Raw genomic sequence first — 21,661 nt, 5'->3', positions numbered from 1 at the left:
TAGTTCTTGCTTAGTTCGCTTCCCCTTGACTACGGGATGGCATTCTACCGATTTGCCCTAGAGAGTCAATCGCGAAAAAACATTTTTATGACTGTTTGATGTTAAATTCATCAAAGATAACGTTTTTTGTTCTTATTGATCGAATCTTGCTCAGCACAGTAATGCTTAACTCCCTGCCCGCTTAACAATACCCGACTAACTCAGACGAATAAATGAAGAGTTGCCTTTACTCTTTATCGCTGTTAATAAAAAGCATCTGCATTAAAAGTCGATGATTCAAGCAAGCGGGTTTAATCTAGAAGCCGTTATTACGTTCTAGCTGTTGGGCAATCTAAATTTAACGGTAAGAGACTAAAAACAAAAACGCCTCTGTAATAGAAGCGTTTTAAATAGCGTTAACTCAAATCAATCTTAGCCAAGCGGCAATGATTGATAGTTAAGGCCTAACATCTTTTGCATAACACCAACGACCTGGCAGCTATAGCCAAACTCGTTGTCATACCAAACATACAGAATAGCGCGCTTGCCATCCGCAATGGTCGCTTGAGAATCAATAACACCTGCGTATCGAGAACCGACTAAATCACTTGATACTATCTCTGTAGAATCGGTGAAATCGATTTGGTTCTGCAGATCAGACTGTAGCGCCATATCTTTCAGGTATTCGTTGATTTCATGCTTATTAGTTTCACCATTTAGGTTCAGGTTAATAATCGCCATTGAAACGTTAGGCGTTGGAACACGAATTGCGTTACCCGTTAGCTTACCTTCAAGAACCGGTAGCGCTTTAGATACCGCTTGAGCAGCGCCAGTTTCAGTGATCACCATGTTTAGCGGAGCACTGCGGCCACGACGGTCAGCTGAGTGATAATTATCAATCAGATTTTGGTCATTGGTATAAGAGTGAATCGTCTCTACGTGACCGTTTACAATACCGTATTTATCGTTAACGGCCTTAAGCACAGGTGTTATCGCGTTTGTGGTACAGCTTGCGGCTGATACAATAGTGTCTTCTTCAAGAATGTCTGATTCGTTTACGCCGTAAACGATATTCTTAATCGCACCTTTAGCAGGCGCGGTCAACAACACTTTGCTAGCACCTTTTGATTTAAGGTGTAACCCAAGACCCGCTTCATCCTTCCAAATACCCGTGTTATCAACTACCAGCGCATTAGTGATCCCATGCTCTGTATAGTCCACTTCATCTGGAGAGTTTGCATAGATAATTTGAATATAAGTACCGTTTGCAATAATGGCATTATTTTCTTCATCAACTTCAACTGAACCATTAAAAGGTCCATGAACCGAATCACGACGCAGTAAACTTGCGCGTTTCTCTAAATCGCCCTTACGGCCACCACGAAGTACAATGGCACGAAGTCTAAGCTTGTTGCTTACACCTGTTCTTTCAATTAGCAGGCGAGCCAATAGGCGTCCAATACGGCCAAAACCGTAAAGCACAACATCTCTCGCTTCGGTATCTTCTTGTGTGATTGCTGCTGCCAGTTCATTGCTCATGTAAGCTTCGATTTGGCTAGCATCTTTATATTCGCGCCAGTAGTTAACAGCAAGCTTACCAATATCTACTTTGCACTGTTTTACCGCTAATTTGCTTAAAGCTTCGATAAATGGAAAGCTTTCACGTAGTCTTAGTTTGTCACCGACATGGCGACGTACTAAGCGATGTGATTTAATGATTTCAATGGTAGAAGCATTTAGTAAGGGTTTACCGTAGACGACAACTTCTACACCTTGGTTACGATATAACTTACCAAGTAGAGGCTGCATAGCCTCAGCCATTTCGAAACGTTCTTGCCAGCTTTGTAGGTGTTTATCAGCGCTCATTAACAGATCCTTTATCTCACTTTTCTGATTTTTTATCAGAAATGTTTGAGTAACAAAAAGAAAAGACCAATAATCTAGGTTATGTAGGCTATCTTTCCCCGTTTGGTCGGCGCTATTGTAATGAAAAGTCGCCTTTCAGGCTAGTTAGATATTTTATATAACAATGTAATTTTATTAGAAAAAAAGACGCATGGAGCCCCTTTTGAGTAGAAACTTTGTAATGTTTACATCATTTTTAGTATTTATTGCTTTTTTTGGGCTATTTGGCTGTGAACCTAGCTCAAATACAGAGGCTATATGTAACAAAAATCCTGAACTTTGTTCAGATTTGCATAAAGATAGTTGGTGTCGGTTCGAAAAAGGTGACCTTATTCGTGGCCGTTACAAGTTAAAGCAGACTAAAGAGCCCAGAGGTGAGCAATTATTTGACCAGTTATTGTACCTTGAAGATTATAACAAGTGCATTGAGCTAGCCGCGGGAGTACAACATATACTGCACCCTGAACGTTCTAATGATCGTGCTCGAGCATTTGGCCTTAGCTCCCAAACATTAATGCAACTTCAAGAAACCACCAGACATAGTCAAGATCCCCATTTAGCCTATTATCATTGGTCACGATTTAATGATGTCGAGTCTGGCAAGGTGTTATTTGCGGCAGAAAGAAACGGCCTTATTAAAGATATCAGATTAAAAGCCCAACTCGCGGCACACTTTTTAAGAGAAAATCTGCTAAAATCGAAACGTTTATATGCTCAAGCATTAGATGGAAGTGATAAAGACACATTCGATCCTGACTGGTTGCTCGCCTTAGCGACCATTTATCAGCAAGAACAGCGCCCAGAAATGCATTACTTACTGTCAAAAACCAATATCATTATTACCCAAGCTAATTTTGCCGAAAAAGAGATGTTAGCCATGCTCCAAGGTAATAGATTGTTGCAAGATAAATTAGATAAAGAAGCTAAAGATTTAGCTGATGTACTAAAATCTGGAAAGTATGCAGAAAGTAAGCTAAGAATCGTATTGGAACAGGACATAAACCAAGAAACTGAGTAAAAAGCATCTTGTAATTTGTATTCGGCAATATGTTTGCCAACTTACAGTTTTTTTTAATATTTAGTAGAAAAATAGCTCAATACGCGATCCATGTAAAAAAATTACCAACTTTGTTAAGAGAATATGGCCTATTTAGCCGATATTACTTGACGGTAGCTGTCAGTTTGGTAATTTTACAACCAGATTCTATTTATACTTTTCCTTGAGGGATATGAGATGACTATCCGAGTTGCAATTAACGGCTATGGCCGTATCGGCCGCAATGTTCTACGCGCTTTATATGAAAGCGAAAAGAACCACCCAATCAAGATTGTTGCTCTAAACGATCTTGGTGATGCTTCAATCAATGCTCACTTAACTAAATACGATTCTGTTCATGGTCGTTTCGATGCGAAGGTAGAACATACTGATGAAGCTATTTTTGTAAATGAAGATAAGATTCTAACGTTCCAGGAACGTGATCCTTCAAAACTTCCTTGGAAAGAGCTAGAGATTGATGTTGTTTTTGAATGTACAGGTATATTCACTTCTAAAGAATCAGTCCAACCACATTTAACGGCCGGAGCTAAGAAAGTTATTATTTCTGCTCCAGGTAAAAACGTTGATGCAACTATCGTTTACGGTGTGAACAACGACATCATTACAAGTGACATGACGGTTATTTCAAGTGCATCTTGTACCACTAACTGTTTAGCACCTTTTGCTAAGCCGTTGAACGACGAAATTGGCATAGAATCTGGTCTTATGACGACCATCCATTCTTATACCAATGATCAGCGTTTATCTGATGTGTATCATACTGACCCGCGTCGTGCTCGTGCTGCCGCGCTTAATATGATCCCAACACGCACTGGTGCAGCTGCAGCAGTTGGTCTTGTAGTCCCAGAACTTGCCGGTAAGTTTGATGGTCTAGCCGTTCGTGTACCAACAATAAACGTTTCTCTTGTCGACTTGTCGTTTGTTGCGGCTCGTGACACAACGGTTGAAGAAGTTAACGCTATCATTGAAAAGGCGGCTTCTGTCGCGCCGTTGAGTGAAGTGTTAGCGGTTAATCATGAACCTTTAGTTTCTATTGATTTTAACCACAACCCATTCTCATCTAACTTTGATGCGACTCAGACCCGTGTTAATGGTCGTTTAGTTAAAGTGATGTCTTGGTATGACAACGAATGGGGTTTCAGTAACCGCATGTTGGATAACGCTGTTGCGTTAATGTCAGCTAAGTAAAACCTCAGATATCTTGAGTGAAAAGCCCAGCTAAATGCTGGGCTTTCTTTTAGCTATAGATTGCGCTTTATACTCACTAGACACAGATCGAGTCTGCATTTACCCGCCCTAAAAACCGTCTTTTGAGAGCAACTTTTTAACCGCTAGTAATAATCCCTATATTGTTTGGTCGCCACCATCGTGAACAATATTCTCGTTAATCCTATGAATATATCTATATCAAACAACATTAAGGTTAAACTTGATCGTGACCCATTGTTTTGTTTATCAAATGGAAGCATAACATTGCGGTGATTACCGTTAGTAGACCTGTTCCAGCGAGTAGCTACAACATCATTGGACAAAGTGCTGTAACACATTCCAAAAATGGAATTGAGATACACAGTGAGAATGAAGCGTAACTTGTCTTGAATAACGGTAAAGGCTGCGCGAGGAAAACTAGCTGGAAATAACATATGACATATAAGTAACAGCGTTTGATAGGAACAACTAATGACAATCACAGCTCTTAATAAAAAGGAGCTGTTGGCATTATGATTCGCAGCGTGCTTAGTCAAATCGCGGAGTGGGTTATTCCCTTTAATAGCGGGTTTGTATGAGAGCGTTCTGGCTAATTAATTCTTTTTTTGCATAACGCTTCGTCAATGATCTCAATATTTTGATCAATATAACTAAGTAAGATTGATTTTTCTGTATTGCCAAGTAGTGAGTCTAATACAATTCGATGTAGCTCTAATGATTCTGATTTATGAGTGAGCAGGATAAGCGATGAGGCATTTACACTATTCAAAGCACGTTTCAATAATGCAGCCTGGGTCAGTTTCATTGACGTTTTTACAGTATCCGTTAACATTGCTAATCTTTCGTCATTAACAATTTGTGCCGCTAGTCCTGTGTGTTGCAATTGATTCTGTTGTGTAAAGTACATATGTCACCCTTCATCATAAATGGAATAAAAACCACCTTTGATATGGATTATATGTGCCTCTAGCTGTATCCGTGCTGAATGGGCGAACCGAATACACTCATAATTTTCACTCGAAAAACCATCGCTAACAGCGTTTAAAGGGCACAGTTCAGTGCGTATTCAATCAAATATGGAAGCTCGATGACTTCCATATTGAGTAGCATAATGCACAATACGCAACACTGAATATCCGAGATATGACGCTGTAGAATCTTGTACAACTGAAAATGAATTAGCTACGCTTTATTCTAACGACTTTAAAAACATCTATCTCAAAGCCTGCAATACCTTCAGTTCCGCTGTAGTACGTCATGTTAACGTTGGCATCCTTAAGACTTTTGTACTTCTTCCGTCTTTTGAATTTGAAAGGCGTATCACAACCTTCAATCATTACAGTGTGCAAAACCCATTCCTCTTTCTCTCTTTGAATATGCGATAGAACCTTCACATCCTCAGAGTGGGTAAGTTCATCGTGGTTCTCTAACATTTTATCAACAGGATGCTTCTTCACTAACGGTTCCTCAAAAAATTGTAATCTATAAAGGTAGCACAGCTACATAAAACCAGCTGACTTTGGTTATAAAAATCTATCTCGTAGCCAACCATAATGATAGTAGCCCCATTGTCCTACGCGTCTAAATTTAGGCAACGGGAATTTAGGCAGCTCATTATCATACAAAGGTAAACTGGGGACTTTATGACCCGTAATCTGTTGCGCCAATCGAAAAGCGGCTTGCGTACTAAATGATACACCAGAACCGCAGTATCCTAGACTATAACCCACGCTATTATGACAAAAAACATGCGGCATATCATCTAAAGTTGCAGCTATCCATCCAGTCCAGTTATATGCAATCGACTTATTTGCTAACGAGGGGAAGCATTGTGTCATCGCAATCTTTAATCGGCGTTGAAAGACAGCGTCGTATGCATCCCTCCCCCATATTGCGCCTCGCCCCCCAAACAGTAAGCGATTATCAGGCAATAGTCGATAATAGTACTTTAGAATACGCGTATCCATGGTGACTTGATGTGTTTTCAAACCACAAGTAACCAACTCATCTTCCGTTAATGGTTCCGTGACTATCACATTACTTAATATAGGAAGAAATCGATTATCGATGCGAGGGTTAAATTCATTTGGAGTATAGGCATTACCCGCGGTAATGACTTTATTGACCCTTAACTCACCCTCTGACGTGATTAAACGATGTTTTCCATTTTCCTCTATCCAGCCTTCAACACAACTATGCTCACAAAGCGTTACACTCTGTTTATTTAGCAATGACTTATAACCCAAAAGCAGCTTTAGTGGATTGACACCAAATCCATCTTCAAGTCGTAATGCGCCATAAGCTTGGTGATGATCCATGTACTCATTTTTAAGTGTTGACGCATCTATGAATTGGGCATCTTCACCGAGATGTGTTGATATAAATGAAGCTGTATCTCTTAACTGCGTCAGTGCTTTGGGGTTATGCGCGACTTTAATGTACCCCTTAGGTTGTGGGTCACATTTGATATCATAGTCTTGAATTAGCCCCTCTACGCGCTCAACGGCTTGGCTAAATTCGTTATAGATGCCCTTCGCTGTATTCAAGTCCCAACGTTTGGCCATTTGAGAATAACCTAAACGGCCAGCCCCTTTTAGAACAAAGCCAGCATTGCGAGCGCTTGCGCCAAAACCAACCTGATTTGCCTCGAGGACACATACATCTACATTATAGCGTTCTGCCAAATAATGCGCCGTTAGTAGGCCTGTGTACCCGCCACCGATAATAGCAACGTCTGCAGTTTGACTGCCACGGAGACTTTTATTTGCCTCACCTAAAGACACAGTACTAGCCCAATATGAATCGCAGGGACTTAGGTTCGCTGGTGACTTATGTTTTAAAGGATCAAATATTCTGCTATTCATAATAAGGCTTTTTAACGTATTCAAAAGAGTTTGTTATTAGAAAATGAGTAGCATTTCACATGCAACGCAGTGACAGCTAGGTCCACAAAGCACGCAATTATAATCTGGGTGCTCAAGGGTATTATTCCAACGATCAGGATGTTCTTTTATCAGTACACCGCCAGCCTTGGTAAAATAGCGAACAGCTGAATTATGCGGGCTTTGTTGCCACAAATGACTCACACCCGCGATTGCACCTTGCTGTTTTAGTGCGCCAATAGCAGCATTAAGTAACAAACCACCAATACCCTTGCCGCGAGCATCAGATGCTACGGTGTTGCATTTAAAGTAGCCAACTTGAGATTGATCTACTCCCCAACGATTTGGTGTACACCACAGGTCGATAGGCCATTGACCAGCGGCATACGTTAATCTAAAGCCCAATAGTCGGCCAGATTCAATGGCAACAAAACAACTGTTGATGCCGTTACTATTGCCTTTATCTACAATGCTTTGTAGTGAGGCTCTGTCCAAGTAGCCATTACCATGAACTAAATTACCTAATTCAATGACATCATGAAAGTGTTGCGCTTCAAGGGGTTGGATCATATTTTTTCTAATTATTATTTGTATCCAGTATTCATTTTACCATAGTCGAAGTGTTTATCTCAGATTCTTATGACTTGAACTGTTAATAGGAAATCGCTCCCGCCTAAAATTACCGGCTAGTGTTCAAGCTAATTAATGCTCAATATATACTGTCATTACACAAAGAGATCTAAACTTAGCCGTTAACGTATTCATATTTTAACTCTACCAATACCGAGGCTATAGTGCTAAAAACCGTTGGCTATTTGGCCATAGTTGCTTTGTTATTAAGTGTTGTATTACAGCGCCCGGTCAAGGATGCAGACTTTCTGTGGAATAATTACCAAATGCGCTTAAGTACCGTTTTAGGCCATGAGATAAAGTTGCAACCCATCTCTTTTAAAAGATTTAACTCAGCGTTAAAGGAAGCACCAGAGAAAAAGAAAACTATATATCGTTACTTGATAGTTTTAAGCTTAATGAATGTCATCTTGGTCAATTAATAGCGAATAAAAATAGTATATTAGGGAAAGTCGCTTTATCAAGCCAACAATTTATCTATCATGTTAAGTTTATTCAGCAGGCCCCTGCATGTATTGAAGCGCTGTCAATTGAGCACCCAATATTAGCTAATCAGCTTCGCGATGAGTTAATCAGAAAAAAGCAGCGTGCTTACGCCCAATTCAATACTTTTATAAATTCGGATAAAACCATAGCGGCGCTGCTGTTTAGCAGTCATGAATCATTGGAATTAGATGGAACGCTTAAGGGAATCAACCCACTAGAAAACGCGCTAGCTAGATTACTGAGTGTAAAGACAGCGATTAAGCAGCAACGGTGGGAAGACGCCGACATAGAGGAGCTTGAGAAACATTTGAGTTTGCTGCATCAACACTCATTTCTAAAAAAGTATATGCGCAGTCTCGCGATTAATATGCATCAGCTTAAAATGACTAACGATTTTTTGGAGCAGTATTCTAATCTAGTACAATGTCAAACAGGACGGTCAAATCTAAAACTGCCAATACTTAAAAATGTATTTACTAAATATTATTTAGCAGACATTCAAACATACCTTTCACGTATGAATAGCGTTTATTTTAGACTGAATAAACGTTTAATTGCTTTGTTTGAAGAAACCCAATATCAACAGTTGATTGAGCATTACTTTTCAGAAGACCCAACTGCCTTGCCTACCACACTAACCTTAGAGATAAAGCGACACGTAAAATGGTGGCAAGCAGTACAAAATAGCTGCGGTTCTTTACGCCCTAAGTAAGATCCCATCGTCTACAGGTTGCTTAGAGATCCAACACTTACACCGCTAGCGCAAAGTTTAGCTTCTCCTTACTTTTATGAAGGTGTAGATTGTTTGCTAGAACAAAGTAGCGATAACTATAAAAAAAATAGAAGAAATACAAGGATCTTAATAAATGAAACGCTCATTAATCACTTTAGCACTCGCCGTTGCCATTACGGGTTGTTCCCAACCAGAGCAAACTCAAGCCGCTGATGACACGCTAGCGTCCAAAGTTACCACAGAAAATAACGTTAATAAAAATCTAATAAAAACAGAGCAATCTGTTACTTACCAAGCAATGCTTGACCGTTTTGTAGATGTGAAAATGGAAGCAGATCTATCCAGTTTGACCGTGACTGACACGCTTGTGCTGCGTAAGATAATCGAAGTTGCAGATATATTAGACGGGATTTACTTTAAGCAGACATTTGAAAATAATGCCCAAGTTAGGCAACAGATATTGGCATCAGATGATGCAAATAAGTCAGCAATATTATCCTTGTTTGATCTGCATTATGGCGCTTGGGACACCTTAGATGGCGATAAAGCATTTTTTGGCAACCTAGCTCGCCCAGATGGTGCAGGTGTCTATCCAGTTGATTTAACTAAGAATGAGTTTAATCAATGGATTGCTGCACATCCAGAAGATGAAAAAAGTTTTAAAAGTGGCTATACCGTTATTGTTAGAGATAAAGCACAATTAAAGGCTATACCATATAGTATCTACTACAAAAAAGAGCTGACCGAAGCGGCAAAGATTATGCGCGAAGCAGCCGAGTTAACCGAAGACCAGTCATTAAAAACTTTTTTGTCTAAACGCGCCGATGCTTTTCTTAATGATGAATACCGTGACTCAGAAATGGCTTGGATGGATCTCAATGGTTCTTTAGAAATTGCGATTGGACCTTACGAAACCTATACCGATAAACTCTTTGGTTATAAAACATTTTTTGAAGCGTTTATCACCGTTAGAAATCCAGAAGATAGCGTTAAGTTAGATATCTATAAAAAGTATCTAACCGCAATGGAATCCAACTTACCGATCCCAGATGAACATAAAAATGTTAATCGAGGCTCTGAATCCCCTATCTCTGTCGTAGAACAGGTTGCTGGTGGTGGTGATAATAAACCTGGAGTACAGACAACTGCATTTAACCTGCCTAATGATGAATATGTTAGAGAAGTTAAAGGCAGCAAAAAAGTGATGCTCAAAAACGTGCTTAATGCCAAATATCAAGCCGTTATGAAACCGATTTCCGATCTAATCATTGCCGAATCGCAACAGTCACTGTTGATGGAAAAATATTTTTTCAATGAAACTCTTTTCCACGAACTATCACATGGTCTAGGTCCCGGTACGATTATCGTTGACGGCAAAACAACGACTGTCTCAGCCCAGCTTGAAGAAACCTATTCAAAAATTGAGGAAGGAAAAGCAGATGTAATGGGGGCTTATAACATGTTGTTCTTAATGGATAAAGGTGAGCTTCCCATTGCAGAAAGAGACAACATGCTAGTGACTTATTTTGCGGGTCTATTTCGCTCAATGCGTTTTGGAGTGCATGAAGCTCATGGTGCTGGAGCCGCATATCAGTATAATTACTTCAAGCAAAAACAAGCATTTACCTTTGATGTAACCACACAAACGTACAGTGTTAACTTTGACAAAATGGTCTTAGCCATTACAGAGTTAGTACATGATGTCTGTATGATCCAAGCGTTAGGTGATTATCAGCAGTCAAAGGTATTCCTAGATACTTACGCAGTACTCGCACCAGAAGTTGCGCAGTTAAACAGTAAGATGGAAACTATACCAACTGATATCCGTCCAAATTACCCTAAGATCTAATCTCGTTAGATACTGAGATCGTAATGACAAAGAGCGCATGTTTCATGCGCTTTTTTATATAAACTCGCTTGTGAATGAACCTCCTGCCTACTTCCTCTTGAACTGATGTACTCATATGCATTATCGTAATAAACTGAATATTTCCTAAAATTAATTCTACATTAGCGATCATAAGGATACTGTCTTAGTGACCATAAAGAAGATTCTGCCACCGGCTTTCAATTTAGCAAAAAAACTAATGGCAATAAACAATAGTGTTTATGACGCTACTATCTCTTTATCCGGAAAACTAAGTACGGTTCAAAAGCTGTATCTACTCGCAATAGTCGTGCTTATTTTCTCTGATAGTTTGGTTTTTGTGGCGCTGCTAACGGTGCTGGGTCTAACTGCTGAATTCTGGCCTCTATTTAATCGTGTATGGCATTCACTGGCAGGTAAAGCTATTTTGTTGCTTTTTTATGCGATTATAGCCAATTTTGCATTGGCTGGATCTGCTTCCGTCGTCAATGAGGTTGTCGGTGTTTCATCATCACACTTTAACTACACTCATAACTTTGCCATTTTGCTTTTCTTGCCCTCTTGGGCTTTAGCTATGAGTATTATTGCGTTACTTTTACTACAGATAATTGCACCGATATATTTCTTTTTATTGCTTATAGCAAGGCCCTTTGGCATTAAAGGTTTTAGGATCACCAGCCATCAACACTTTCAAAAGTGGACCATGTTTATCCGTCTGATCCTCTCTAGTATTCTTATCTTTAACCTTTCTTTACTCAGTAATGTTGATTCTGTCATCGAAGATAATTTTTATAGTTCATCATTCTTCCTAACCAACGAACAACCGATAATAACACCTCCCACATTGACCAATAATAATCCAACGATAGAAGATACCATCGTTAAAATACTCACCACAGAAAACAAAGATAACGTGGAAGGATTGAGCCTAATAACCGGAAATAAAGCCATAAAGCCAACAATACAATCTGCCAATAATCTTGATATGACGACTAATACAGATGATGAGAAGATCTCAGAACGAGAGAAAAATATAAAAAATGAAGTCAATAACTCAGTAAAAATTAAAACATTTTACTCACAAAAAATACGTGATCTGATTGCGCATTTTGCCTATCAATTGGAAGCGAATGAAAAGTCCCGTTGCCTGATTACAAATAATGCGCATGTTGTTGAATTAAATGACTATGAAATTTTGCAAATTACACCTGATAGTACTATGCCACACGGTTATAAATTTGAAGTTAAAGCCTGCATATCGCCTGCATTTCCCGCAAAAACCGAGTGACGTTAAAATGTAAATCTTCCAGCTACCTCTATAAATGAGACTGTAGATCTTTCACTTAATACGTTGTTTGCGGAAGGCTTCTCTAACGAGGGTTTTAGAAGCATCCACACATAAATGGCATGAAACCTTACAAAAATACCTTTTCTGAAACTAGATTAATCGTTACAAAGTATTAAGTTACATTGACTGCTTACCTATTGTCTACTGTATAATTATCTGACTGTATAAAAAAATAACTATAAGTAGTGATGCATTATCACTGCAATAAAATAAAATAAGAGAAGTACTCAGTGAACAGAATATTAACGTCATCAATCGTAGCGTTTACGATTTTGTCAGGTGTGGCACTACCAGCCTACGCTTCAGCAATAAAGCAGTCTAAAGGCGATTTTGAAGATAAATTTCGTCAATTAGATGCCGATCTACCCACACCTAATGTTTACAGAAATGCCGCTGGGGAACCTGGACATCAGTATTGGCAACAGCAAGTTGACTATCATATTAAGGCGTCTCTTTTAGAAGATAAAAGACGCTTAGAAGCCACACAAACGGTGACCTATACAAATAATTCTCCCGATACCCTAAAATATTTATGGTTACAACTGGACCAGAATTATTACAAGGCAGACTCTATCGCGAGTCGTACTCGTACATTTTCTAGCCCTTCAGAGCTGGCAAAAAGTGTCGATGGAAAACCAACAAAAATAAGCTTAAAGACCTTACGCGGCCAACAATTTTTAGCGGATAACGAAGTCGGCTACGAAATAGGTAAAGTGACCATCAATGGTAAAGCGTTAACAGCGACTATCGTTGGCACAAATATGCGTATCGATTTACTGAAACCATTGAAGCCCGGCAAGACAACAGAATTTGAGCTCGATTATGCCTTTAACATAACGGATCAAAAAGCGATGGGCGGTCGTTCTGGTTATGAACATTTCCCTAAAGATAAACGTGACGGTGGCAATGATATTTTTCAATTAGCTCAATGGTTTCCACGCCTCCACGCTTATACTGATTACGAAGCTTGGACCAATAAAGCCTTTCTGGGGAGTGGTGAATTTACCTTAGAGTTTGGTGATTATGATGTTGAAATCACGGTCCCAGCAGATCATATTGTTGCTGCTACGGGGGAATTAGTAAACGCCAGTTCTGTGCTAAATAAAAAACAGCGTAAGCGTTTTGAAGAAGCAAAAAGCAGTCAAAAGCCCGTCTTTATTGTGACTGAAGCAGAAGCATTAGAAAATGAAGCGAACGCTACCAGTAAAACAAAAACATGGCACTTTGAAGCTGAAAATGTAAGAGATTTCGCCTGGGCTTCATCAAGAAAATTCATGTGGGATGCTAAAGGCTATCAGCAAAAATCATCAGAGCGGCCACTGGTTATGGCGATGTCTTTCTATCCAAAGGAAGGTGGCGATCTCTGGAAGAAATACTCAACAGAATCGGTCATCCATACCATGGAAGTTTATTCCAAGTATTCTTTTGATTACCCATATCCGACAGCCCAATCAATAAATGGACCTGTTGGTGGCATGGAATACCCAATGATAACCTTCAATGGACCACGTACAGAATTGCAAGATGATGGTAGCCGTACCTATACCTTGTCTGAAAAACGTTTCTTAATTGGTGTGGTGATCCATGAAATCGGCCATATATATTTTCCTATGATCGTTAATTCTGATGAACGTCAATGGACTTGGATGGACGAAGGGCTGAACAGTTTTTTAGAATCTTTAGCAGTGAGAGAGTGGGAAACAGACGCCCATTGGGCTAGAGAACCGAGAGATATAATTGAGTACATGAAGTCAACGGTACAAGTGCCGGTGATGACACAATCTGACAGTATTTTAAAGTTTGGACCTAACGCCTATACCAAACCTGCAGTCGCCTTGAACATTCTTCGGGAAGTTGTACTGGGTCGTGAATTGTTCGATTTTGCTTTTAAAGAGTATGCCACTCGATGGAAGTATAAACGCCCTACTCCATCAGATTTTTTTAGAACAATGGAAGAGGCATCCGGTGTCGATTTAGATTGGTTTTGGCGTGGCTGGTTTTACACCACAGATCATGTTGATATCTCAATAGATAAAATCTATAAGTTACAAATGAATACCAAAAATCCAGATATTGATTTTGCTCGTGAACGTCAAATGGAACAAGACAAGCCAGTGCCAATGGCGATAATAAAAGATCAGCAACAAGGCATAAAAACTTGGGTTGAGCTAAATCAAGACGTTACTGATTTTTATGATAAAAATGATGAGTACACGGTTACGAATAAAGAGCGTAATAAGTATAACAAGTTAGTAAAAGACCTTAAGCCTTGGGAGCTTGCCGTAATAGAAAGAGCGGTGAAGGAAGACAAAAACTATTATGTACTCGAGTTTTCCAATATAGGCGGCCTAGTCATGCCGATTCTTTTACAGCTCACTTATGAAGATGGTTCGATTGAATCTATAAATATTCCGGCAGAGATCTGGCGTAGAAGTCCTACTTCAGTGAATAAACTCATTGTGACTGACAAAGTACTTAAGGAAGTTGAAATTGACCCGAGCTGGCAAACCGCAGATGTGGACCTAAATAATAACTATTTTCCGCGTCGTATCATTGAGTCTAGGATCGAAGCCTACAAGAAAGAGAAGAGTAAGCACAAACTTAAACGCGATATTATGCAGGACATTAAGACAGAGCTTAAAAGTGAAGATGATGAGAGTACTTTAAAAACAGATAAGGCTGCTTAATAAATGAAGATCCGTGTATTAGTCGCTAGCCTATTTTTCTTTATGATCGGCAACGTGAATGCTCATCAGCAAAAAACGGCGGTCACAACGATTAGTTTTAACCATAGAATTAATACTATTGAAGTCATGCATAAGTTCTATCTACATGATGCAGAACATGCAGTAAGAGATCTTTTTGACCCGAGTGCAGACATCTTAAGCAGTAAAGTAACTCAAAATACTTTTGCAGACTATGTTCAACATCAGTTTGCAATTGAATCTAACGATGGTAAACCGTTGCCTTTAAACTTCGTCGGCTTAGAGTTAGATGGCAAATACTTGTGGATTTATCAGGAAACAAACATACCCAAAAAAATATCAGGAATGTCTATTTCAAATGGAGCATTACAGGATCTTTGGCCCTCGCAGGTTAACTTAGTTAATATTGAGGGACAAGGTAAGTTACAGTCACTCCTTTTTGAACACAGTGACCGTTGGTTAACAATTTCACTACCTGAATAGAAAAGTATAAAGGCTAAGGCGCATTAGTGACTTAGCCTTTTTATTATTTTAATTTTATTAGCACTGCACAATTTTATTCTGCCGTTAGATAAAATGCCAAACCATCACCCTATCGCCGTTTATCATTTATCAGTATCAAAGCAGAAGCTTCTTTAGGATCTCACACTATGACCTTACCTTTAGTTGCACTATCAATTACAGAAAGACTAGAATATGTTATATGGAGAGATAATTCATGATGACGATGTAAAATAGAATATTTTTAATTCGCCACGTTTATGTCTACATTCATATTCTCAGTAATATTAACTGAAACAAACTGCTAAAATGTTCTTTATTGAGTTCGAAAAACAAATAGCAGGCCAAACTTATATAAGCTATGTCTGCACGCCCACAAAAGGACTCGTTATTTAGACTATGGTGCATTGACGCCACTTAGGTTAAAACATTGAAAAATAATGAGCACGAGTTTAACCAACTGTTGTCAGAGATAATTAAAACAACTCACTTCATTAAAACTGAGGTAATTCAGACACTCTGGTCTGGTTATGGTGAAATAGCACGTTTTGAAACAGTAGAACCAGATTTAGACGAGTTCAGTGACGTTCGGGATATGACTTTTGTCGTTAAACATATTCGTCCCCCTGTTATTCAGCAGCATCCGCGAGGTTGGAGTGGCGCCATATCACATCAACGAAAGCTGGCATCTTATGATGTTGAAGCGGAGTTTTATCAACATTGGGCCAATAAAATAAAACCCTTTTGTGCATTACCTCAGTTTATCGGCCAAGCTAGTTTAAGTCAGTCTTGCCTCTCTTCAAAAATGATCGTTATGTCCGATTTAGATAGCGAAGGTTTTCCGACTAGATTAACCACCGCCTCTGCTGAAAACTCGAAAATCTGCTTACATTGGCTAGCACGTTTTCATGCGTACAATATGCAACATGATCCGCTAGACAATTGGCCAAACAAACTTTGGCCAATTGGGACTTATTGGCACCTTGCGACAAGAGCGAAAGAATTTGACGCTATGGAAAAAGGCCCATTAAAAGATGCTGCAGTTGAGCTTGATAAAAGCCTTAATAATTGCAGATACAAAACGTTAGTCCATGGTGATGCAAAGATCGCTAACTTCTGTTTTTCCAATGATTTAGCCCATGTTGCGGCAGTCGATTTTCAATACATTGGTGGCGGTTGTGGTGTTAAAGATGTGGTCTATTTTTTAGGTAGCTGCTTAGATGAAACGACTCTTGAGCTTCAGTTTGAGTAACTTATCGACGACTACTTTACTGAACTTCACACGGCTTTGCGTTTATTCCAAAGTGCATTTAGTAGCCAAGAAATAGAAAAAGAGTGGCGGCCGCTAGTGAATATTGCTTGGGCTGACTTTGAACGTTTTCTGGCAGGCTGGGCACCTTCACATGCCAAACGCACAAATTTTAGCCACCGTCTAACTGTTGCAGCTATTGCTACACTCAATAAATCATCATGAAAATAGCCTTTACCGGTCAATTAGGTGGCCGTGTTCAACCCATCTCAATCATGTCTATATCATGGTTTTGCTCTTCATTACTGAGTAAATGGTCCATTGCTTGATCAAAGCTATCTAATTGCTTCAACGACATAAATGTTTTTAGCCGATATATTAGATCGTTACTCAGTTCAATATGTGATTTCTTTTTCCGTTTTTTTATCTGCGACAATTCTTTTCTTACCATGCGCCATCCATAATCACTAAAGTAATTGTTTAGCGCCAGGTTTACCGCGTCTAAATCTAATGATAAAGCACTGTCTGTAGGAAGGCTTGTCGCGATTACTGTCAGCTGTGTTGATAATGCTATATGGTGAGTTTGTAACTGCAACTTACTTTCAAACGGTAAAAACCAATCTAATCTTTTAGAATTTTCTTGCATGGGTAACAATCTTAAGAGCAGCGGTAACGCGTACGCCAGTTCATCTGGTTGCAGTAATAATAACTTACGGCCCTTTGTTGGCTTTTTATCATGATACTGCCATTCATGCTTAGTATTATTCATCATGTATACCTTTCAATCTTAAAGTATGGTTAAACCATTTTAAGTAATAATACGGCAAAATAGTCAGCATTAATAGGATGTTATTCAATATTCTCTTGTTGGTATTGATCGTATTGGTTACCAATATTAGCGATAGCGCATATTCTGGTTATCTTTGTTGCAGTAGCCCTAACTTGCGGACTGTTGTTAGCTTCTTATCATAATATTTCCAGTGATACTTAGTCATAAGCACATCATATTGAGCCCTTAGATTTAAAGTATGTTTAACTTTTTTGAATGATAATGCGAATAAATAATCTGCACTAATAACGCTTTATTCAGTGTTCTATTGCCAGTACTTATGGCCAATCTTAATATTGGCGATAGTGTATTCATGCGCTATCTTTGTTGCAGTAGTCATAACTTACGGAAGTTTTGTTAGCTTTTTATCAGGATATTCCATTCATGCTTAGTATGATTCATCAGATAGTCCCTTTATATTTAATATATGGTTAAACCATTATGAGCAGTAATGCAGCAAAATTATCCTTATTTATAGCGGATTATTCACCATTCTATTGCTAACGCCTTTAGGATAACTCAGCCATTTAATGTTTAACATTTTTCATGGCTTAAATTGATGCTCTATCATCCAATCGCGAATAATAAGAATACTGTGGTGGAGTCGTCGTAGTTAATTATCTCCCTTTAAAAAACGTCTGACTTTACTCAATTATTGATAACCTCAAACAAATTAGCTTACTTATCGTGCATGATGTTGGCTTATTGCTCTCTACCAGTGATAATGACGATTATCACTGGTAGAGATAGCGTTAAATCGTTAAAATAGTGGCCGAATAACGTCTTATAAAAACCCACAACCACAGTGCTAATTGAGGAATATCATCTAATGAGTGGAAAGCGTATTAGCCCTATTTCTAATAAGGCGTTAAAGACTGTTTCAGACGACGGTTTTTACCAGGAGCATGAGTTACCTCTTTCTATCCTCAATGATTTTGAAAGCGCCGCTAAAGAAACTCGTTATGAAATTTCGCACAATACCAGACGGGTATATCAGTCCAGCTTTGGAATTTTCGTTACTTATTGCGAATCACATGGTTTAAGTTCATTGCCCGCAGATCCAAGAAGTGTCATTTCGTTTATCGGTCATCAAAAAGATATTTATCAAGCTAACAGCGGCCACCAGCTTTCAACACAAACAATTAATAGTCGATTAGCAGCTATACGATTTTTTCATATTCAATCTGGATCTCCATCACCGACAGAACACCCTTTGGTCATCAGAGTAATGCGTGGGCTTATGCGTAATCAAAATAGAACGGTTGCGGATTATGATCAACAGCCCATCATGTACGATGAGCTTGAATTACTGATACAAACTATTGATGAACGAAATCAAAACCTCACAAAAAAACGAGATAAAGCGATTCTTCAGTTAGGGTTTCAAGGAGGGTTTCGACGTTCTGAACTCGCGAATATCAAAGTGAACCATTTAAGCTTTTTACGCGATAAACTTAAAGTAAGACTACCCTACTCTAAAAGTAATCAGCAAGGACAAAGAGAATGGAAAGTACTACCAAAAGAAGAACCATTTTCTGCGTTTGATGCCGTTAAAGAGTGGCTCTCTGCTGCAGAAATTAAAGAAGGTCATTTATTTAGATCGTTAACAAGAGATGGAAATCAAATTAGAGACTACCAGATTACCGATACTAATTTGGGGAAAGGATTTCTGCGTGGTGATGATATTTATCAACTGATTAAACGATATTGTAATAAGGCTGGCTTAGATCCTCAGTACTATGGAGCTCACAGTTTACGTAGTGGATGTGTAACGCAACTACATGAAAATAAAAAAGATCATCTTTACATTATGGGTCGTACAGGACATACGGATCCGCGTTCATTGAATCATTACCTGAAGCCGAATGAATAACAGATCACAATGACTTGTTAATTTAAAATGTGTTCGACTCTATAAAAATAGTAACTGAAGTAAATCTATAAAAATAAAGGGCATCCATTTAGATGCCCTTCTTAATACAATATTTCTAAGTTACTGACTATTTGTAAATAACAGTCGTAGTTTCAAATGGAAGGCTTTTTAATACTACTTTATCTTTGGCATAATCGATAAAAGATAAGGCATCAGTATTACAAATATCAACACCACCATCATCACAACTAGGAACGTCTCCTGCGTAAACAACACTATATGTATTCTTATCGGCATTGAAAGTTAAATGGTCAACTTCATAAGCACGGTATCCATTGGGTGTTTTAACCAGGTCAACACGATCAGTCGCAGACAGCTGCGCATTCCCTAACGCATTCCAACCATCATTACCGCTAGCATTATAGTTATTAACGATCACAACATATTCAGCATCGCCAGTTACAGCAGCCCACTTAGGTTCAGTTTCGGTGCCAGTATTAACTTCAATTGCAGTGATACTACCGCTGACGTTCTTATTATCTTCGGTGAATGTATAACGCATTCCGCCAACATACGGAAACTTACCTGCGTGACTGCCTTGTGGAAGCGTATCGTTAATGGTTGTCGTTAGAAGATTTTTAAGCGTTGTGCCATTAATAGTCAAAACGGATAGATAGTTTGAGAAAGGCAATAGCTCTAGGCTCGCGTTTCCTTCTCTGAAATCACCTGATGTGATATCAGTTCTCACACCACCAGCACCCACAAGACCAATTTGAACTTTCTTTCCAATAACTGAATTTACACTTTCTTGATTTGCCCAAAACACCATGCCTTGAGCAATCAATGGTGCAACGTCAGATCCATGTTCGTCAGTACCAGCATCACCTGGTCGACGTTCATGATTAATATCGGTTGGAGTATTAGCAATCACATCGCCATAAGCTTTTTCTAAAGCAGGTTTATAAATAGCATCTATATGCACCCGCATGGCATCATTCTCATCGACGTCATCAATAAGATTATTATTATCAATAAAGGCTTCAACCTTTTCATGCTCAGCGCCAGTTAATAGGTCGCTAGGTTCACGCTTGCCATCACGATAAAAGGTTTCATTAGTCAACAGTGTGTTCTGCCCTACACATGACAGAAGATCACCTTCATTGTTAAATTTAATATCAACTTGACCTATTGCTTCCGCATATTTACCGGCTTGAACAATACAGGTTTTTCCAACTTCATCTTTTTGATTTACTAATTGAGCATAGATCCCATTATCGCCCTGACCAAGTTCAGTAAAATCACCGAGTAAGGTATGAGAATGTCCACCTACAATAACATCAATATCGGTAGTGCCTTCCGCTAGTACGATGTCTCGTGCATTACCAATATGAGATAGAACTACAATCTTATTAACCCCTTGGGCTTTAAGACTATTGACTGTTATTTGAGTTAATACTATTTCGCTTTCAAATTTAACATCGCCAGTCCCTGTTGCGATAGTGGGCATATCTTCTAAGACGACACCAATCACAGCTACGATTTGCTCATTCTCTTTAGCATCAGAAACTTCAGTTATTTTACGTTTCAACACTCCATCAAATGCAAACAGTTGATAAGGTTTTAGATTTGTAGAACCACTAAGGTTAGCGTCTAGACCTGTGTCTATATTATTTGCAAGTAGAGGGAAGTTAACACTATCGATAAAACTAGCCAGTTTCGCCGTATCTAAATCGAATTCGTGGTTACCTAGTGCCATAGCATCTAGTCCCATTCGTGATAATAGATCTGCGTTTGCCGTGCCTTCATTGAGTTTGAAGTAAGCTGTTCCCTGCCATGCATCACCGCCATGTAAAAACAGTAGAGGTTGGTTTGCATCAGTAGCATCTTCTTTAATTTCATTTGCAGCTTCAAGTATTCTTGGATAACCACCAAACTCATTAAATACAATTTCTCCGTCTTTACCCATGGTAAAACTAGACTTCACAGGATCAAAATTTGAATGGGTATCATTAACATGAGCAATGGTTAAGTTAAAGCCATCAGTAATTTGGTTATTGTCATCATCATTTGAGCAGGCTGATAATGCAGCCAATAGGGCTACAGCTAATACAGTCTTTTGTAGTTTCATTTTTATTTCTTCTTTGTAAAGGACCCGACGACAAAATAACAGAAGATAATAAAATAAACCACCAGCGTTAATAGATTGTAAATCGAACAAATACAACAAGTTAGTTACAAATCTACAGGTGATTTGGATACGTCAAATTGAGAGAAATAAATAAAAAAGGTATTGTTACATTGAAGATGATTGAACAGGCACTTGCTAAATACAAAATCCGATTAACATTTTGAATATTAATTTATCGCCCAACTAATGGTTACCTAAACGTATTATTTACGCTCCTTGA

Annotated in this window: 16 protein-coding genes; 9 read left to right on the top strand and 7 right to left on the bottom strand. The window is 38.8% G+C overall.

Annotated elements, in window-relative coordinates; all coding sequences use genetic code 11:
* Positions 1-411: 411 nt before the first annotated feature.
* Complete coding sequence (locus CXF86_RS08210; RefSeq protein ID WP_102038758.1) at positions 412-1,845, bottom strand: glyceraldehyde-3-phosphate dehydrogenase; 1,434 nt, start codon at positions 1,843-1,845, stop codon at positions 412-414.
* 220 nt (positions 1,846-2,065) lie between these two features.
* On the opposite strand from CXF86_RS08210, the gene CXF86_RS08205 reads away from it, so the two are divergent.
* Positions 2,066-2,902, top strand: a complete 837-nt coding sequence (locus CXF86_RS08205) for a DUF2989 domain-containing protein (protein ID WP_102038757.1) — start codon at positions 2,066-2,068, stop codon at positions 2,900-2,902.
* A 216-nt stretch (positions 2,903-3,118) separates the two neighbouring features.
* On the top strand, positions 3,119-4,129 hold the full coding sequence (gene gap / locus CXF86_RS08200) for a type I glyceraldehyde-3-phosphate dehydrogenase (RefSeq protein WP_101090200.1): 1,011 nt from the start codon (positions 3,119-3,121) through the stop codon (positions 4,127-4,129).
* A 610-nt stretch (positions 4,130-4,739) separates the two neighbouring features.
* On the opposite strand, the gene CXF86_RS08195 is transcribed toward gap, so the two are convergent.
* From CXF86_RS08195 to CXF86_RS08180, 4 genes are all read right to left on the bottom strand, one after another.
* On the bottom strand, positions 4,740-5,057 hold the full coding sequence (locus tag CXF86_RS08195; RefSeq protein ID WP_101090201.1) for a hypothetical protein: 318 nt from the start codon (positions 5,055-5,057) through the stop codon (positions 4,740-4,742).
* A 271-nt stretch (positions 5,058-5,328) separates the two neighbouring features.
* Positions 5,329-5,583, bottom strand: a complete 255-nt coding sequence (locus tag CXF86_RS08190; RefSeq protein WP_101090265.1) for a hypothetical protein — start codon at positions 5,581-5,583, stop codon at positions 5,329-5,331.
* A gap of 90 nt (positions 5,584-5,673) precedes the next feature.
* The gene (locus tag CXF86_RS08185; RefSeq protein WP_102038756.1) at positions 5,674-7,014 is read right to left on the bottom strand and encodes an NAD(P)/FAD-dependent oxidoreductase; all 1,341 of its coding nucleotides are present in this window, start codon (positions 7,012-7,014) and stop codon (positions 5,674-5,676) included.
* A gap of 36 nt (positions 7,015-7,050) precedes the next feature.
* Complete coding sequence (locus CXF86_RS08180) at positions 7,051-7,602, bottom strand: GNAT family N-acetyltransferase (protein ID WP_102038755.1); 552 nt, start codon at positions 7,600-7,602, stop codon at positions 7,051-7,053.
* Between the two features lie 430 nt (positions 7,603-8,032).
* Between CXF86_RS08180 and CXF86_RS08170 the strand changes: the two genes are divergently transcribed.
* The 6 genes from CXF86_RS08170 (at position 8,033) to CXF86_RS08140 (ending at position 16,554) form a co-directional block, all read left to right on the top strand.
* Complete coding sequence (locus tag CXF86_RS08170) at positions 8,033-8,860, top strand: DUF3080 family protein (protein ID WP_102038753.1); 828 nt, start codon at positions 8,033-8,035, stop codon at positions 8,858-8,860.
* A 154-nt stretch (positions 8,861-9,014) separates the two neighbouring features.
* On the top strand, positions 9,015-10,730 hold the full coding sequence (locus CXF86_RS08165) for a dipeptidyl-peptidase 3 family protein (RefSeq protein WP_102038752.1): 1,716 nt from the start codon (positions 9,015-9,017) through the stop codon (positions 10,728-10,730).
* 187 nt (positions 10,731-10,917) lie between these two features.
* The gene (locus tag CXF86_RS08155; protein WP_101090207.1) at positions 10,918-12,036 is read left to right on the top strand and encodes a hypothetical protein; all 1,119 of its coding nucleotides are present in this window, start codon (positions 10,918-10,920) and stop codon (positions 12,034-12,036) included.
* A gap of 299 nt (positions 12,037-12,335) precedes the next feature.
* Positions 12,336-14,783, top strand: a complete 2,448-nt coding sequence (locus CXF86_RS08150; RefSeq protein ID WP_257985316.1) for a M1 family metallopeptidase — start codon at positions 12,336-12,338, stop codon at positions 14,781-14,783.
* Between the two features lie 3 nt (positions 14,784-14,786).
* Positions 14,787-15,284 carry a DUF6702 family protein gene (locus tag CXF86_RS08145; protein ID WP_232775101.1) on the top strand — a complete coding sequence of 166 codons (498 nt, stop codon included), beginning with the start codon at positions 14,787-14,789 and terminating at the stop codon, positions 15,282-15,284.
* A 448-nt stretch (positions 15,285-15,732) separates the two neighbouring features.
* Positions 15,733-16,554 (top strand): aminoglycoside phosphotransferase family protein, encoded by an 822-nt coding sequence (locus CXF86_RS08140; RefSeq protein WP_257985315.1) that lies wholly within the window; start codon positions 15,733-15,735, stop codon positions 16,552-16,554.
* Positions 16,555-16,810: 256 nt separating this feature from the next.
* Here CXF86_RS08140 and CXF86_RS08135 read toward each other — a convergent pair whose 3' ends face one another.
* Positions 16,811-17,320 carry a hypothetical protein gene (locus CXF86_RS08135; RefSeq protein WP_308303178.1) on the bottom strand — a complete coding sequence of 170 codons (510 nt, stop codon included), beginning with the start codon at positions 17,318-17,320 and terminating at the stop codon, positions 16,811-16,813.
* Between the two features lie 889 nt (positions 17,321-18,209).
* On the opposite strand from CXF86_RS08135, the gene CXF86_RS08130 reads away from it, so the two are divergent.
* Positions 18,210-19,253, top strand: coding sequence for a tyrosine-type recombinase/integrase (locus tag CXF86_RS08130; RefSeq protein WP_101090209.1), 1,044 nt, complete (start codon positions 18,210-18,212; stop codon positions 19,251-19,253).
* Positions 19,254-19,380: 127 nt separating this feature from the next.
* Here the strand turns inward: CXF86_RS08130 and CXF86_RS08125 are convergent, their stop codons facing one another.
* Entirely contained in the window at positions 19,381-21,381 is a 2,001-nt protein-coding gene (locus CXF86_RS08125; protein WP_101090210.1) for a bifunctional metallophosphatase/5'-nucleotidase, read from the bottom strand.
* Between the last annotated feature and the right edge of the window lie 280 nt (positions 21,382-21,661).

This window comes from Shewanella sp. GutCb, from assembly GCF_002836135.1.
Lineage (GTDB): Bacteria > Pseudomonadota > Gammaproteobacteria > Enterobacterales > Shewanellaceae > Shewanella.
The sequence above is the reverse complement of the archived record's forward strand: the minus strand, read 5'-3'. Positions and strand labels throughout refer to the sequence as shown.

Excerpts from the sequence above, each read along its gene's own strand:
- CXF86_RS08210 (WP_102038758.1), bottom strand. The coding sequence starts at position 1,845 with ATGAGCGCTGATAAACACCTACAAAGCTGGCAAGAACGTTTCGAAATG.
- CXF86_RS08205 (WP_102038757.1), top strand. The coding sequence starts at position 2,066 with ATGTTTACATCATTTTTAGTATTTATTGCTTTTTTTGGGCTATTTGGC.
- gap (WP_101090200.1), top strand. The coding sequence starts at position 3,119 with ATGACTATCCGAGTTGCAATTAACGGCTATGGCCGTATCGGCCGCAAT.
- CXF86_RS08195 (WP_101090201.1), bottom strand. The coding sequence starts at position 5,057 with ATGTACTTTACACAACAGAATCAATTGCAACACACAGGACTAGCGGCA.
- CXF86_RS08190 (WP_101090265.1), bottom strand. The coding sequence starts at position 5,583 with ATGTTAGAGAACCACGATGAACTTACCCACTCTGAGGATGTGAAGGTT.
- CXF86_RS08185 (WP_102038756.1), bottom strand. The coding sequence starts at position 7,014 with ATGAATAGCAGAATATTTGATCCTTTAAAACATAAGTCACCAGCGAAC.
- CXF86_RS08180 (WP_102038755.1), bottom strand. The coding sequence starts at position 7,602 with ATGATCCAACCCCTTGAAGCGCAACACTTTCATGATGTCATTGAATTA.
- CXF86_RS08165 (WP_102038752.1), top strand. The coding sequence starts at position 9,015 with ATGAAACGCTCATTAATCACTTTAGCACTCGCCGTTGCCATTACGGGT.
- CXF86_RS08145 (WP_232775101.1), top strand. The coding sequence starts at position 14,787 with ATGAAGATCCGTGTATTAGTCGCTAGCCTATTTTTCTTTATGATCGGC.
- CXF86_RS08135 (WP_308303178.1), bottom strand. The coding sequence starts at position 17,320 with ATGAATAATACTAAGCATGAATGGCAGTATCATGATAAAAAGCCAACA.
- CXF86_RS08130 (WP_101090209.1), top strand. The coding sequence starts at position 18,210 with ATGAGTGGAAAGCGTATTAGCCCTATTTCTAATAAGGCGTTAAAGACT.
- CXF86_RS08125 (WP_101090210.1), bottom strand. The coding sequence starts at position 21,381 with ATGAAACTACAAAAGACTGTATTAGCTGTAGCCCTATTGGCTGCATTA.